The sequence below is a fragment of the Saccharicrinis sp. 156 genome (assembly GCF_050589685.1).
Lineage (GTDB): Bacteria > Bacteroidota > Bacteroidia > Bacteroidales > Marinilabiliaceae > Saccharicrinis.
Genome location: NZ_JBNGOS010000009.1, coordinates 86267 through 103618, shown reverse-complemented (window position 1 = coordinate 103618; position 17352 = coordinate 86267). Strand labels below are relative to the sequence as shown.

Genomic DNA, 17352 nt, shown 5'->3' with positions numbered 1-17352 from the left:
AGTTTTAAATAGTGAACAAAACTACCACCCTTTGTTATTTATAAGAGTACCACTTGTTTTAATAATTTCAGTATATGGAATAGGCATGTATGGAGATGCAAACGACCTTGTTTCAACCGGACTCTCAGAATATATGCCGTAAGCAGGCGTTTCGATTAAACTTTTGTCCTCAACGCCGGCACTCCATCTTCTTAAATCCCAGAACCTGAAATCTTCGAAACACAACTCTACTCTTCGTTCGTTTCTCACAACATCAATAAAAGCTTCTTTTGTTGTAACGGTTGGCAAATACTGATCATTTCCTTGCCCTAATGCTCTATCTCTAACCTTGGCTAAAATAGTTCTGGCGCTATAACCAAACTGAGCATCATCAGGGTCTCCGGTAGCTTGAACAGCTGCCTCGGCAAAGTTTAAGTATAACTCTGGTCGACCTAAAAGATACACCGCTCTGGTAGTCTTAACTTGATTATTGGCTTCTAAACTAACACTTGAATCCAATAACTTTTGAAGGTAATAACCCGATCTTGTCGCATTTTGGTCAGAACCAAAAGCATCCAATCCGCCAGTTAAAGTACTTAATGTAATTCCTCCAAATGATTCTCCATGATGCACAACAGCCTTTTCCAGACGAGCATCGCGCCCTGCAAACTGTGCATCCTCGTCAAAAGTAACTGTTGGAGATGTCCCTTTGGGGTACCCATCAGACATAGGAAATGCATCCACTAAATTTTGTGCGGGATTAAATTTCCCCTGACCTCCATTCATTCTCGGAGCAAAATTCTCTCTTTCTAAAGTATTATCATCTTCAACAATGGGTCCTCTAAAAAACAAATCCGGGTTGGTAAAGTCAGTACCATTGTTCAGGTTGTTTTTGCTGTAATAAGCCGATAAACTCATTAAGTCATCATCGCCAATTGCCTCGATAGCCTCTGCAGCAGCAGTTGCCGCTTTATTCCACAGTTCGTTGCTATTGCTCACATTAAAGGCAGGGCTTGCCTGATATAAATAAGCTCTTGCTTTTAGTGCCAGGGCTGCAATACCCGATCCTCTTCCTGCATCAGTTAATAAGCCAACATCGAGGCTACCGGTACTTTCTGAATATTGCAGTGGTAAGTATTCAAAAGCCTTGTCACAGTCGTTTGAAATTTGCTGAACACATTCTGCGTATGTATTTCTTGGTAAGTTTAAATCATCAGAATACTCAAGATAACTGGTTGTAATTGGAAATCCATAAGCAACTCCATCTTCAGCCACTCCACCATATTTCTCCAACAAATCCATTTGATACCAGGCTCTCAGAAAGTAAGCTTCACCTAAGGTCAAGTAAAACTTTTTAAGGTTTACATCTTCGTTTAAATCAAATCGAACAGGCGTAGGCACAGCCTTTGTTTCATCAAGCACCATTTTCTCCAAAAACCAGTTTATAGTGTTGATATTCTTGTAATTTGTTTCCCAAATATCATCATCTAAAGGATTGCTTTGGGTGGTAATACCACCTCTGGCTGCTTTTGATTCATTATAAGAATCCTTGTTTACAATGGCATTATCAGTAGCAGCTTCATAACTAAAATTAACTCGTTCTGGTAAGTCCTGATATGCTTTATAAAAGAACCCTAGAAAGATATCCCTGTCCTGCAGTGCTGTTTCGGTAGGTATCGACGAGTCTGTTACCGTATCTAAGAAATCATCACATGAAACCAAGGTTGCCATGCTTATGATTGTTAGAAATATATATTTAAGTAATCTCATAATATTCTATTTTAAATTTGTGATTTAGAATGAAATTGATAATCCACCAGCATAAGTGCTAAACAATGGGAATGCAGTTACACCTGCGCTTAGAGACTCCGGATCTAAATCCTTGATTTTTGATACTGTAAACAGGTTGCTACCATATACATAAAGTTTAACCTCACCTAACTTTAAAGAATTGCTTACATTTTTAGGTAAAGTATAAGATAAGGATACATTCTTTAACTTTAAAAACGAACCATTTACAATCCAGTAAGTTGAACTTTTTGTATCGTTAGTTGGTGTACCTGTTGTTAGTAATGGATGATCGTTTCCGTTAGGAAGCCCCTCTATAACAGCCTTAGAGTATTTGCGAGTACTATATGCATGATAATACTTTAAAGTTGATCCGTCATTTAAATTACCGTTCAGCCTACGATCATATTTTCCATAACCTAAGAAAGAAGCATACAACTGCAGGTTTTTATATCCGATTTTCATATTGGCTCCATACATTAAACGAGGAGTTGAGTTACCAATTACTTTTTCATCGTACTTGTCGATCACTTTATCTCCATTCACATCTTCATATTTGATGTTTCCTACTCTTAAATCGGAGGGACTCACACCAGAAGGAATCGCTAAATCACCTGTAATAGCATTATCAATATCCGCTTGTGTATAAAAACCAATGGCATTATAACCTCTGATATCATCGGTAGCATCACCTACTCTACTGTAGTTTGGATCATATGCTTCATCAATCTTTATTTTCTCGCTTTTTGACATGGTCATATGTGTACCTATATCAAAGGTCCAATTTTTAGTTTTGGTTCTGAAATAAAGTTCTGCTTCGGTACCTTTCAAACTTGTTTCTCCAAAATTTTGCTGAGGCAAAAACACATTGCCTCCTAATATAGATGGTGTTGTATTACCACCTTTACTTAAAGTACCGGAGGTTAAGTAATCGAAATAACTAACTTTTAAACCTAGTGCCTTTAACAAACGAGCTTCGATATTAACATCTACCTCCCGTATGGTCGGCCAATCCAGATTATTATTAGCTATTTGAGCAAATTGAGAACCCGACAAAGGAAGAGATGCTTTATTAAGCGTATAATTACCTGAACTGGCATCCCAACTATCCATCCATAAACGATGAGCTATATTACCATCTCCCATAATGCCCCAAGTGGCATTTAATTTTAAATAATCAATTAATGAATTATCCTTTAAAAAGTCTTCTTTCGAAACAACCCATCCAGCTCCTAACGCAGGAAATAATTTAAATCGGTTGTCCTTCTCATAACTACTGGAACCTGCGTAATTAAGCACTCCCTCAATGTTATATTTACCTTTGAATGTGTAGTTTGAACGCAAGGTAACATTTTGCCTTCTGTAGTCATCTAACCTTCTTGCCAAGAGCTCTTTCGACATTAGAAAAAGCAAATCGGCATCCACTTTATGGTCTCCCATTTCTTTTTTCCACGAAGTCAATACATTTAGCGCCCAACGCTTAGAATATTCATCATCACCAATAGTTTGGCTGGTTGCCAGTTTCTCAGCTTGTATTTCATTTATAGCTATAGGATTACCTTCTTCATCAAATGAGCCAATTTCGTAAATACCTACTGTATTGCTGCTATTTAAGTTTTGCTGGTGATATATGTCAAATGCAAAATTAGGTTTAACTTGTAAACCTTCTACCAGGTTATCCAGTTTAAAAACAAACCCTAAATTGGCTTGCATCTGCGCATAAGTCTCTTTGATATATCCACTTCTTACCTGTGCTCCATAAGGATTATCTTTAAACGTTGATGTACCTCCCAAACTATCCGGTGCCACAAAAACAGGGTATGCATTTGGGTATCGAGATGACAGTGTATTAAAACCTGCAATGATAGGACGATCATCGTCATTATTTGTTGAATTGGACTTGTATGCACCAAATCCCTTAGAATATTCTCTATCTCCAAGGTAACCACTAAAGTCGGCTAATACGGTTATATTCTCATTAAACTCAGCATCCAGGTTAGCTCTTAAGTTGTATATGTTCATGGTAGTTTGTTTGCTGCCATACTTCTCCAAACCACCTTCGTTTTGAACACCTGCCTGAAAATAATACTGGGTCTGGTCTGTGCCTCCAAAATACTCGGTACTTACACGAGTGATGTCCATTGAGTTATTCAAAAACTCATCATAATAATCCACATCAGGATACTGTAATGGGTTCGACTGGCTGGCATACGCAGCTATAGCTTCATCGCTATACCCTAGTCCGTCCGGAATTTCACCAGCATTATCATTTCTGAGTGCCTGATTGTACTGAGTAGCAAATTCAGCCGCATTCAAATAATCAGGTAACCTGGTTGGCATTTTAATACCCCGCTGAACTTTTGCTTTAAACTGGTTTTTGCCAACCACTCCTCGCTTGGTTGTAATCATGATAATGCCGTTCGACATTCTTCCTCCATACATTGATTTAGTAACCGGATCTTTTAGCACCTTAATGTCCTTAATCTGTTCCATGCTTAAATTAGCAAACGGACGTTCAAAGCCATCAATCAATACAATATAGTCACCATAACTACCTCGTATATACGTCATGAAATTATCCTCATCAGAATCAATGGTTGTAATATCATAACCGATATTACCATTCTTCTGTAACATAAACAATCCCGGCAACTTCCCAGCTAAAGCTTCACGAACATCCAAAGTCGGATAATTTTCCAAATCCTCTCCGGAAACAGTATTCTGATTTCCGACAAAACGGTCTTCACTTCTTTCGCCAAATAATACTTCAATCTTATTGATGACAGTATCTTTGGGGTTCTCTGTTTTTACGGCAGCATCCTGAGCAATAGCATTTGCATGAAAAAACATACCCAAAACTACCGCGAACACTGCTTTATAACTATATTTATATAATATCATTTTTATTACTTTTTTAATTAAATAAACAGTCAATCCCTACTACCATCCGGGGTTTTGCACGAAATCAGGTCCTAAGAAAGTATCTGAATTCTCGATTGGGAATAAATAATGTTGTTCTTGATAATAAAGCTGATAAGTTTCGTCTATACGAACTATAGAATATTCAAATTCATCTGCTCCAGTCTTTTTAATATACATCCCCATCTGTTCCAACGTTTCTGCTTTATCTAAAATGCGCCATCTGCGTAGGTTGTAAAAACGTTTATCTTCAAAAGCTGTTTCTACACGATATTCGTTACGGATTTTTTGTTCAAATTCGTCAATGCTTCCAATGGTTAATCCTGGAGTAGAATTATCATACGCAGGCATATCTACTCTGGCTCTTAATTCGTTTAAAACCTCTACTGCCGACATACTAAAACCTGGTGCCGGAGTGGTTGGACCATATGCGCGGTTAGCCGCTTCTGCATAAAACAAGTATAAATCTGCTAAACGAATAAAGTTAAACATGTGTGATGTTTTGGCATTGTTCTTAAAATTAGCATCCGCTTTAAGTTTCCAGTTATAATAACCTGTAATGGTATATCCTTTTTGAGAACTACCTTGAGCATCCAACTTAAGTTCTTCCGCTGCTTTATTATCGTATGATTCGTTCCAGATTTGAACGTTTCTGCCCAGTCTGGTTGTCATTGGGTTTGCTTGACCGTTATACACAATCGACATATCAAACCTTGGGTCTCTACCTGTATGGTTAATACCATCTCCGGTATAAGGAGTTGTTTTATATTCGGCTGTCGTTGGATCAATAGGGTCACCATTGCTCCATGTAAAACATTGAGCCAGGTTTTCAGTTACAGACTCCGCAGCGGCACCACTACCAAAAGCTTTGGATCTAATGCCTGAATACCACCAATCAGGCTGACCTTTTTTCCATTGTTTATCTTTATGAAAGATTCCGAATAAGATTTCCTGGAAAGTCTCCTCTACACAACCATGAAATAAATTGCGCCATTTATCTTTTTCTATTAATTGATAGTAACCAGAACTTTTTGCGGCAGCTAATGCTTCACCAGCTGCGATGGCAGCATCTTCCCACATTTTTTGATTGTTAGTTGGGTTTGCAAAAGGACTGGCTGCAAACAGTAAAGCTTTTGCTTTATAAGTTAGAGCGGCTACTCTTGAAGGGCGTCCCCATTCTGCTGAAGCTACAATCGTTGGCAAGTATTTTGCTGCCATATCAAACGACTCTGCAATATTCTGCATGGTTGTTGCGTAGTCATCACGTGGTAAATCCATATCACCAGAAGGATCCATAGGCCCATCAAGCCATGGCATACCTCCCCAATTCTGTACTACCTGAAAATAAAAGTGTCCTTTCATAAAATAGGCTAAACCTAAAATATTGGCTTTTTCTTCTTCAGTGGCATCAATCAACTGATCGATATTGGTGATTGATAGATTTGCGATACGTATCGCTTTCCATTTTACATCCCATCTGCGCCATTGGTTTGGCATCCATCTAAAATCTCTATCATTTTGAGCAGCAATAAAATCTCCTCTTCTGATATTATACATTTTATCAGATGTTAATTTTAAATGCGCTGGTGTACAATCATCAGTAATGCGGTCGCGCGATCCATTCATTTGTAATGGAAGACCGGTTGCTGTTTCCTTTTCACTTGCCCAGGCTCTGTCATCCCAAGGGTCACAATCCCAATAACTTGGTATCAACAATTGATCAACAAACTGCTGAGCCATAGTATAATCACTAAATACCTCTTCCTTGGTAAAGGATTCGGAATCCGGAGATTTATCTAAATAATCTTCACATGCTGTAGTCAGCATCACCAACAACATGACAGATAATATATATAATATTCGTTTCATTTTTCTGATTTTAAGAATCATTAGAAATTAACTTTTACTCCTAAATTTATCCTTTTAGGTAAGGGATAATTATTATTAACAGTAGCGCTCGGCTCTGCTTCCGGGTCACCCAGCTTAATTTCAGGTGCATAAGTTAGCAGGTTCGTTCCTTGAACATATAGACGAGCAGAAGACAAACCCACTTTTTTAATTACATTTCCTTTGAAGTTATACCCTAGCTCTACCGATTTAAGTCTCGCATATTTTGCATGAACTCTATTCTTTTGAGCCCCACTCCAAACGCCCCAGTTGGCATACTCAGCATCTCTATTGTCAGGTGTCCAAACATCAGTCCTTCCTTTTATTAAGATTCCCTGTTTTGTGTAGTTGTTAACCGGGTTTGGTTGCAACGCGCTTCTGGTAACCTGCGTAGCCCCTTGAACCAGGAAGTTGAAATCGAAGTTGCCCACTGCCAATCCGGCAGTTAACCCAAATGTATAACTAGGACGGTTGGCATAACCATATGGTACAACATCGTTGCTGTTTATTACACCGTCACCATTAAAATCCAATACCATGTCTCTACCAACAACATCCAGCGTACTCATCCCAACAGAATAGTTTAATAACTCATCCATATTCTGGTAGTAACCAATGTTGTACGAACTTCTTACCTGACCGATGGGCATTCCTTCCGTTTTTAAGTAATCAGGAGTACCTGCTGGTTCATCTCTTTTTACAATACGGTTTTCATTAAAGTTAAAATTGGCATTTACCCAATATCGAATTTTATTTACTTGTTTATTTAGACCTGCCACAATCTCGTAACCGTGAGATTTTGTTTCTCCAATATTTTGAGCTTTCATATCTTGACCAAACAAACTTGAAATTGAGTTACGCTCCATCAAAATACCATCACGCTTCTCATTAAATAAGTCCACCGAAAAAGTGTAAGTATTATTTTGGAAACCCATTTCAAAACCTAAGTTATTTTTAATGGAATGTTCCCATTGTGCGTATGGGTTTGCTACTTTATCTTCTTTTATGGTTTTTACCTCACTGCTGCTGCTTATATCTCCAAGGTTATAACCTTTTGAGTTTTCATAAGCTTCTTCGTATAAAAAGCCAGCTATAGTAGCATCACTACCCGTTTCACCATACGAATAACGAATTTTAAAATTATTCATAGCCGGTAACAAATCAGCCATAAAAGGCTCCTTAGCCACATTCCACCCTATAGCATAAGCAGGAAAAATACCAAACCTGTTATTTGGTGCAAACTGCTCAGATCCACTAATACCCACACTCAACTCTAACATATATTTGTTCTTAAAGTCGTAGGTTGCACGTCCAACCCATTCCTCTTCGTAATGTTGGAATGCAGATCCTGATTGCCATTCGCGTCTTTTAAACAAAGCAAGCCCGCTTACATTATGGGATCCGAAATTACGACGGTAATCTAACCTGGTTTGGTACACCATATCTTTAACTGGATTACCGTTTCTTCTTCCTGCACTGTAGTAGGCTGGTCTTATAATTGATTCATTATCTTCTGATTTAGCAATAAACCTTGTCCAGTCGTAATCATCTTCTCCATTATATTGAAATACATAATAATCAGCGGAGTAATTAATTTTACCTGCATTGTAGTAGGCTTTGCTGTTATACGAAATCATCGCAGATGCAGAAAGCCCTTTTGTAATAAAACCCAGATCTTGTTTCAAGGTAAAATCGGTTCCTATTTGATGATTGGTATTACGACTTGAACCAGAGTAGTTATGCAAGATATAAGGTGTTTTTTCACCTAACTCGATGTTACTCCCTGCTAAACGATCTCCTAAATAAGGCCAATCTTCATCAGGATACTGCTCTACAAATTCAGCTGGATAGATATATGGTGTATCATAAGGAGAGTTGTACATGATAAAACTAGGTATATAAGTATAAGTCTCGCCGGGTGTATTGGTTTGTCCAATGTTACCTCCTGAAGATAATTTTACCGTAGTAGATTCTGTAAGTTTAAAATCGAAGTTCATACGGAAAGTATAACGATCATGGCTATAACCTGCATCGTATTGCGTTTGTGGATCGGAATTAAACAAACCACCTTCGTGCACTGCTCCTAAAGAAACAAAGTACTTTAATGTTTTTGTACCTCCCCTGGCAGAAACGTTTACTTTATGATCTTTACCCCAATCTTTTAGCATAAAATCAGAAGGGTCAGAATCGGGATATATATACGGCATATCCTGAATACGATAATGCTCCAAAATTTCGTCACTTACAACTTTACCCCATTCTTGTTTATTTCTATATACATCGTTTATGGCAACAAGTGTATTATAGGAGTTTTCGACCTCGCGCTTAAAAGAAGGTTTCGTAAAAGTCATCTCGGCATTAACCGAAATCTCCATCCTACCTAACTGTCCTCGCTTTGTAGTCACCAATATTACCCCGTTTGCACCTTTAACACCATATACAGCAGTAGCCGAGGCATCCTTAAGTACCGAAATACTTTGCACTTCAGACGGATCAATATTACTCATACTTCTTTCTACACCGTCTACTAAAATTAACGGTTGGTTATCTCCGCTAAATGAAGATTGACCACGTACATATATTTTAGCATCCGTATCTCCTGGCATACCTGATTGCTGAACAGTTACTACACCGGGAGCTTGACCTGACAACGCATTGGAGATGGTTGACTGTCCTGAACGTGTTAGTGCCTCTCCCTTTACTTGAGATATGGCACCTACAACACTTTCCTTTTTCTGGGCACCGTATGCTACCACCATTACTTCCTCAATAATTTCGGTATCATCTTTTAATACAATATTAAAATTGGTTTGTGCTCCAATAGTGATTTCCTGGTTTGCATAACCTATAAATGAAACTAATATCACATTAGCATTTCCAGGTACCGACAAATTAAAAACACCATCAAAATCGGTAATTGTACCGATTGTAGTTCCTTTTACCATAATGGCAGCTCCCGGCACAGGTTCTCCTTGTGGGTCCTTAACTGTACCTGTCAGAGTTTTTTCATCTTGTTGTACAACAACAAATGGAGAATTAACTTTAGTCTCTTCCTTTTCGCTAGCCATTATAGAAACCGATGAGCCTAAAATTAATATTAGACACAAATTCATGGATAGAACTATTTTTTTATAATTCCCAATAATGGGAACCCAGTTCTTACTTCTTTTCATAAATTTATTGATTTAATTTACACTTAAATTTAACATTCATTTCTTAAAACCTATCAGAGATATAAACCTTTACACCATATCTCTTATACACTTTCACTTATTTAGTCCATACTCATTAATTTAAAATTCATGATAAATACAACTCTCAGTATAAAAACATTGGCGAAACAGGTTTTCTCACTATGATCTTATCGGTTTTTCCCTCTTGCTCCACCCTTTTTAACTTTATGCTACAATTTTAAAGGCTTTTAACCATTTAGGGGTGAATCATTGTATTATTAACTAGTAAGAATATGCCATGCCTGAACAAATGTTTCATATTGCAACAAACATTATATGATTAAACAAGAGTGGTTTCTGATAATTACAGTGAATAATTATTAATTTTGTGTCAATTGTTAATTTGAGTTAATATGTATAAGTCTCTTTTGATTGCTTTGTTTTTTGTTTTTGCAAACCTATTCCTATCTGCCCAAACCTATTACTTTGAAAAGAAGTCGCCCGAGTCAGGTTTTGCCTTTGATGGTATTACCTCCATTGCGGAGGATCAGAATAGTTTAATTTGGTTTGGTTCGAGCAATGGGCTTTACAATTACAATTCCCATAAGTTTTATCATTACAGGTCAATAGAAGGTAACACAAACACCTTACCTGACAATAATATTCAAAAAGTTTATCTGGATAATAATAATCACTTGTGGATATGTACAGATAATGGCTTGTGCACATTTAATCGCGAGACTAATGATTTTACACGAATCAAATTAAACCCTTCCGTTGTTAGGGGCAAAAATCATTATGTAAACAATATATTACAAGCCAACGACTCTGTTTACTTATGCATTATCAATCACCGTTTCTATAAGTATAACAAGTTTAATAAACAATTAAGCATCCACTTTTTTTACGACGAACAAAAAGATGTTCAGTGCAGGACTTTTACAAAAGACGATAACGGAAACATATGGATTGGTTTGGGTGGCGGCCATATTTTTAAAACAGATTCTACTCTGAAAAGTATCGACCAGTGGAAATCGTTTAGGAAATCTCCAATTAGTTCCATCTGTATCAACAATCATGATATATGGATAGGATACACTAATCAAGGAATAGATAAGGTGGGTGTAGATGGAAGTTTTATACAACATTACAGTGAAAGTCAACCTGCTCCATTTAATCTATCCAATAACAATATTCGAAAAATTGAATCTAGGGACAACGGCGATATTTGGGTGGCCACATATAAGGGAATTCATATTCTCAACGAAAAACAGAACCATTATGTTGTAGAAAACGAGTTTAACAATCTGCCCCACAACAGTATTTTAGATTTATTAAAGGATAAAAACAATGGTATGTGGGTGGCTACATGGGCAGGAGGTTTAGCACATTATAGTGAGTACAACTATTCCTTCAGACACATTAAAAAAATTCCCTACCACAGTGATATAACGCGGAATATCATTTCCTCTATTATTGAAGACCAATCAGGAATTATTTATTTGGGCAGTGAAAACGACGGATTAAAAACTTATGATTCAAAAACAGAAACCGTAAATTCCATCAAACTATATAACAATCATGGAGAACTAATCAACATTAAGTCATTGGCTATTGATAAAAAGGGTAGAATATGGCTGGGTACTTTTAATAGTGGTTTATGGTACAAAAATCCAAACGAAAAAAACTTTAAGAAAGATGAAAAAGTATTTGCCAGCAAAGCACCCATTATACACAAAATTGAACCGTTTAATGATGGCATATGGATTTGCTCGAACGGACAAGGCGCCACGTTTTATAATCCCCAAAACAAGGCAGTGAATAACTTTAAGAGAATCCCTACCGATGACTCCGGCTTATTAACAAACAATATAAAATCCGCATTAACGGACCATAAAGGCAACGTTTGGTTTGCAACTATTCAAGGGATATGTGTAAAAAAAACAGATAGTGATGCTATTAAAAATCTGGGAGAAGATGATGAAAGTTTTAGAAATGTAATTCATTCTCTTTGTGAAACAGACCAGGGTGAGATTTGGGCAGGTACAAACAATAAGGGTATTTTAATCTTAGACACCCTTACCAACACTTTTAAAAAACTTCCAAAAAAATGGAACGATGAGTTATATGAAGTTTTTAGTATTATATCCGACCGAACCGGGAATATATGGATAGCCTCAAATTTAGGTATTCAGATGTACAATCCCCGAACTGAAAAGATTCTTAATTTTAATGAGAACGATGGTGTTTTAGGAAAGAATTTTAGCCCCAATGCTTCGCTATGTTCAAAACAGGGCACTTTGTTCTTTGGGGGATACAACGGCTTTAATGTTATTGATCCGGATTATATTAACCTAAACCCACATGCCCCGGATGTGATGTTATCCGAGATTTTCATCAATAACCAACCATTTTATGAAAGTTCCATTAAACAGTTAAAAGATAAAAATATTAACGTAATCAAAGAACTTAAACTTCCGTCGCATGCAAACACCCTATCGTTTAGTTTTGTAGCCAACAATTTTATTAAATCTTACAAAAATAATTTTAAATACCGACTTGTTAATTATCAGGATGACTGGATTGACCTGAAGACCAAAAGCGAAATTTCATTCACTAAAATTCCTCCCGGACGTTATACATTGGAAATATTGGGTTCAAACAACAATGGAATTTGGTCAGTCTACCCATTGTCATTACCTATTTACATAAAAGCTCCATTTTGGCTTACATGGTATGCCTTTGTTATATACTTTATTCTTATTCTGGTTATTGGTTATATAGTTACAAAACAATCATACTACAGGATAAATATGGAAAAAGAATTGTTGATGGAACGCCTTAAGCATGAATCTGATGAAAAGCTTTTTAAAGAAAAACAAAAGTTCTTTACCAATATCTCTCATGAATTACGAACACCATTAACATTAATCTTATCGCCTATCAATTTATTAATTCAAAAGTTTAAATACGATAACAGTACCCAGGAGCATCTCATAACGGTTAAACGAAATGCCGACAGGCTGTTAAGATTAACCAATGAATTTTTAGACTTTAGGTTGATTGAAACCGGTAAGATTAAATATAACCCTGATAAAATTGATATTATAGAAATCTGTAAAAACGTATATAGTTGTTTTACTTTTGAAGCATCTGAAAGAGATATCAATTTCATTTTCTCCTCTCGTTTTGAAAGCCTGGAAATGAATATTGACAATAATAAAATGGAGAAAATCGTCTTTAACTTGCTTTCTAATGCTTTCAAATATTCAGATGATAAAAGCAATATACTATTAACGATAGAATCATCGAACAAAACGAATAAAGACTATGAAAACTTGTACTATACTGGGGAATCCTTCGAAGGGGAAACCCTGGAAATAAAAGTAAAAAATTATGGCAACCCCATACCCGACGATCAATTACCTAAAATATTTGAACGTTTTTCTATGCATGACAGTGTTCAATCTTCGGCCACAGGATTAGGCCTGCATATTTGTAAAGAATTTATACAACTACATAAGGGAAACATCTCGGTTACATCCTCAAAAAGTGAAGGTACCAACTTTACCATAAGCCTGCCATTTAATTCGGATAGTGTGCCCGCCGAATACACTCATGTCATCCAAAAAGAAGCCAAAGATTTTTTAACTTATCAACCTTCAGAAGAGGATAGTAACCAACAAAAGCTACAATCAGACATTGTAATCCTTATAGTTGAAGATAACGTTGATTTAAAAAAATACTTAAAAAAAACCTTAGAAAGAAGATATAAAGTTTTAACAGCTTCCAATGGTTTACAAGGTTATGAAATTGCTCAGGAAATTATTCCTGATTTAATTGTTTCTGATGTAAAAATGCCTGTATTAGATGGCTCGTCGATGACTAAAAAATTGAAGGAAAATTCCAAAACAAGACTAATTCCTATTATTTTATTAACCGCAATGGCCGATAAATCGGATCAGATTAAAGGAATAAAACATGGGGCCGATTCATATTTAATAAAACCTGTTGAAATAGATTTATTGTTTGCTCGTATTCAAAACCTTCTGGATACCAGAAAAGAAATATCAAATCAAATAAGAGAAGAAGGAAAGGCAGAGAGACCTTCAAGTACGATTAAAAAGAAATATACATTTATTGAGAAGGTGGAAATACTTGTTCTGGAAAACCTTCTTAATCCTCAGTTTAGTGTAGGAACATTAGCTGAGGATCTTGATATAAGCAGAAGTTCCTTACATAGAAAAGTAAAACAAGATTCTGGACTGAGTATCACAGAATTCATTAGGGATATCCGTATGAAGAAAACAATAGAACTGATGAAAGAAAATAAATACAACCTCGAAGAAATTGGTACTTATGTCGGTTTCAACTCCCATTCTTATTTTGCCAGAACATTCAAGAAAAAATATGGAAAAACACCTACTGAGTTTTATCATGACATCAAAGTCAACAAAGGGACTGAGCAATAGCCCGGACAGTAGATTTTAAGATTTGAGACAATAGACTAAAAAAAATATACAATACTAAAAACCAGAATTTCTTTATAACCAAGAAATTCTGGTTTTTTAGTTTTTCTATGATTGAATGATGTGCCTAATAACAGCTATTTCTTTTTAGCTATCACCACGTACATCCTGCCATTTTCAGGAGCAGCACCGTCGCAGTTTCCTGCCATCACAACACTTTCCCCTTCTTTTACTTCACGTTTGAATAACGACATGGTTACATCACCCAATTTAAAATCCTCACCTGTATCCAAATATTCTTCTCTTAAAAACGCAGGTCGTGGCACACGGTCATCATGCCCTACATAAAGGGTAATATCTTTTCCCGCAATAAATTGCAATAAATCACGTGCCCAATAATGGCTATCTGAATTAGGCAGACGTACATACTCCGCTCCATGCAAATAAGTTGGAATTCGCGTATAGTTATAATTTAAATCGGTATACGGTTTCTTTCCCCAGAATATATTGGTTCGTAACATAGCCGGAGAGTCACCTGTATAACTAAATTTTGTAAATATTTTACTTTTATTGCTTACTCCCGGTACATAAGGCGGTATGAATGGTGTATGCACGGGAAGTGGTTCTTCTTTGGCTACGACATCAAAAACCTGGGGCATTTGGGTGGTTAAACCACCTTCAACATTCACCGCTTTAGAAATCAGTTGTATACTAGCTGGTTTTAAGCCCTCACGCGTGGCTGTAACAACTACTTTACCGGCCTCTAACAACGAACGTACTGCTACCCTATTAATACCTACCTCAGTATCTAAATACAAATTATTGGTTGAATTTTCTTTTCCACTATTATAACCTCCCCGCCAAATAGCCGGACCGGATATGGTGAAATCAATGCGTCCCCTATCTAGCACACAGCGTTGACCTTCTTTATCAATCACCTCAACATCGATTAAAGCAATATCTGAACCATCCGCTTGCCAACCTTTTGGTCCTGCAATAGACGTTAATTTGATAGCGAAAGGCTCGCCAACCGTTTTCTTTACCTGCGTTCCTTTTAATTCACCATTGATATAAGCTTCCGCTTTTATTTCTCCGGATTTCCACTGAACATCATCAAACTGATACACATAGCCATTATCAGGTACGGTATCCATTCCAATTAATTCATCATTGACATACAATTTAACTCCTGCACAGTTGGAGATAACATACATCGTTTTTTTGGTGTCGTCTGAATAGTTCCAATGCCCCACAATATGCACCTGCGGCTCAGGACGCCACATGGCTTTTAATGCGTAAAAGGCTTCTTTGGGTAAACGTACCGCATCCACCTCTCCACTGGCGCGTGTAACCTCCGTTGGACAACGGCCTCCATGGGGACCATCGGAGAATATCCAGTTGGCACCTCCACAATGGTAAGGCTTTTTACCCATCTTTTCCCACCAATGCTCTGCCTGGCGCACAGCAAATTTCTCTGCTGCAAACTTGTATGTATTTCGTTTAAAATTAGGATGACTAAAAAAATTATCATCTCTTGAATATTCATCCCACACTCTTCGCGGACCTTCATCACGACAATATTCACTTTCGATGATAGGCAGGTTCGGATATTCACCTTCCCATCCTTCTGTTCCTATTTCTATACTAATATATTTCTCCGAACACTTTGCATTATCAGCTCGCCGGTTACCCATCAGGCGTTTTCCGTTGGAATCATATGTATTGATCACATCAAGAATCTCTTCATAATGCCCTGCTGACTCGGCCCAGTTACCCCCTTCCCAAATCATTATTGAAGGGTGGTTACGATAATACACAATCATATCGCGAAAAGCAGCTATCCGGATGTCCCAGGTTTCACCTTCGTCTTCCGATTCGCCTGCTACACCAGGCATCAAGGTAACAAAACCATATTTATCTCCCATGGCAATCTCGGCAGGAGATCCGGCACAATGTCCCCATCGAATAAAGTTTCCTCCAGCTTCATTCATTAATCGAAAAGTAAAATCGCGCAACCAATCGGGTAAAGCAGCTCCTAAACCCGCCCAGGTGTTGGTTGGTTTTTGTCCCCAACCGTGAAGTTTAGTATGTTCTCCATTAATATGAAAGCCTGTATCTTTATTAAACTCAAAGCTCCTGATTCCCAACGGAGTGTTGTACGTATCTAATACATTGTTTTGATCCTTAATCACAGAAACCACCTTATACATATAGGGATTACGAGTATACCATAGCTTAGGATTTTCGAGGCCCATTTTAGTCTCAAAAGTAAATTTTGCATTTGCCATTAATGTTTGCTTTGCTTCACTTTTTTGTACCACATTACCTTCTTCATCTACAATGTATGACTCAAAAACAATGTGTTTATCCGTAGTATCTTCATTCTGCACCTCTGCCTTTACGATAACCGTAACATGTTGCTTGCTCACATCCTCGGTGTACACATAAGTACCTACTGTTTTAAGGTTATCGTATAAGGGCAAAGTGATGTGTACCGGATCCATCGTGTGTAAATACACATTACGGTAAATTCCCCCATGCGTAGGGTGCCAGTGCTCATGATTCCACACCAAAGGAAAATTATCCCTAAAATGGTCGCCTCTATCGTTATTGGCTTTAACGGCAATTACATTTTCTTCGCCAAATTTAATGTATGGTGTTAGATCAAATCCGAAAGGAATAAATCCGGTTTGGTTTTTCCCTAAATACTCTCCATTAATATATACATCCGCTATTTGACGTACACCTTCAAATTCGATGTATACTTTTTTACCTTTTTCTGTCTCCGGCAAGGTAAAATATTTTCTATACCAAACAGTTCCCCTCCACTGGTTGTGTTCGCCATTGTGATGCCCGGGACTTAAATCGTCAAAGGTATCGATATCGTTAAAAGTATGCGGACAGCTTACTGGTGTCCAGTTTGCATCATCAAACTTAAGCTGCTGGGCGTTGTCCGGGTTTTCCTTTATAAACTTCCAGTCCGGGTTAAAATTATACTTCGTCCTCTTTCCTTCAGGCAAATCATTCTCGTGCATTTGTGTTGTGCAAGCACTTAAAACTGCAATTCCCAATAAGATTAAGGCTAATTGTAATTTAGGTTTAAACATCTTTTTATTTTTATACAATCCTATAACTTA

Annotated in this window: 6 protein-coding genes; 1 reads left to right on the top strand and 5 read right to left on the bottom strand. The window is 37.1% G+C overall.

The window, feature by feature from the left end; genetic code table 11:
• Positions 1–21: 21 nt before the first annotated feature.
• From ACRD64_RS07270 to ACRD64_RS07255, 4 genes are read right to left on the bottom strand one after another with little or no spacing between them, the layout of a single operon-like run.
• The gene (locus tag ACRD64_RS07270) at positions 22–1749 is read right to left on the bottom strand and encodes a RagB/SusD family nutrient uptake outer membrane protein (protein ID WP_430932614.1); all 1728 of its coding nucleotides are present in this window, start codon (positions 1747–1749) and stop codon (positions 22–24) included.
• Positions 1750–1773: 24 nt separating this feature from the next.
• Positions 1774–4668, bottom strand: a complete 2895-nt coding sequence (locus tag ACRD64_RS07265) for a SusC/RagA family TonB-linked outer membrane protein (RefSeq protein WP_430932613.1) — start codon at positions 4666–4668, stop codon at positions 1774–1776.
• Between the two features lie 39 nt (positions 4669–4707).
• Positions 4708–6555 carry a RagB/SusD family nutrient uptake outer membrane protein gene (locus ACRD64_RS07260; RefSeq protein ID WP_430932612.1) on the bottom strand — a complete coding sequence of 616 codons (1848 nt, stop codon included), beginning with the start codon at positions 6553–6555 and terminating at the stop codon, positions 4708–4710.
• Positions 6556–6575: 20 nt separating this feature from the next.
• Entirely contained in the window at positions 6576–9746 is a 3171-nt protein-coding gene (locus ACRD64_RS07255; RefSeq protein WP_430932611.1) for a SusC/RagA family TonB-linked outer membrane protein, read from the bottom strand.
• A 413-nt stretch (positions 9747–10159) separates the two neighbouring features.
• Here ACRD64_RS07255 and ACRD64_RS07250 point away from each other — a divergent pair, with 413 nt between their 5' ends.
• Entirely contained in the window at positions 10160–14218 is a 4059-nt protein-coding gene (locus ACRD64_RS07250; RefSeq protein WP_430932610.1) for a hybrid sensor histidine kinase/response regulator transcription factor, read from the top strand.
• 134 nt (positions 14219–14352) lie between these two features.
• Here the strand turns inward: ACRD64_RS07250 and ACRD64_RS07245 are convergent, their stop codons facing one another.
• Entirely contained in the window at positions 14353–17322 is a 2970-nt protein-coding gene (locus ACRD64_RS07245) for a sugar-binding domain-containing protein (protein ID WP_430932609.1), read from the bottom strand.
• Positions 17323–17352: the final 30 nt, after the last annotated feature.

What these genes read in the sequence shown, in the direction of transcription:
- ACRD64_RS07260 (WP_430932612.1), bottom strand. Translation starts at nt 6,555, where the DNA reads ATGAAACGAATATTATATATATTATCTGTCATGTTGTTGGTGATGCTG.
- ACRD64_RS07255 (WP_430932611.1), bottom strand. Translation starts at nt 9,746, where the DNA reads ATGAAAAGAAGTAAGAACTGGGTTCCCATTATTGGGAATTATAAAAAA.
- ACRD64_RS07245 (WP_430932609.1), bottom strand. Translation starts at nt 17,322, where the DNA reads ATGTTTAAACCTAAATTACAATTAGCCTTAATCTTATTGGGAATTGCA.
- ACRD64_RS07270 (WP_430932614.1), bottom strand. Translation starts at nt 1,749, where the DNA reads ATGAGATTACTTAAATATATATTTCTAACAATCATAAGCATGGCAACC.
- ACRD64_RS07250 (WP_430932610.1), top strand. Translation starts at nt 10,160, where the DNA reads ATGTATAAGTCTCTTTTGATTGCTTTGTTTTTTGTTTTTGCAAACCTA.
- ACRD64_RS07265 (WP_430932613.1), bottom strand. Translation starts at nt 4,668, where the DNA reads ATGATATTATATAAATATAGTTATAAAGCAGTGTTCGCGGTAGTTTTG.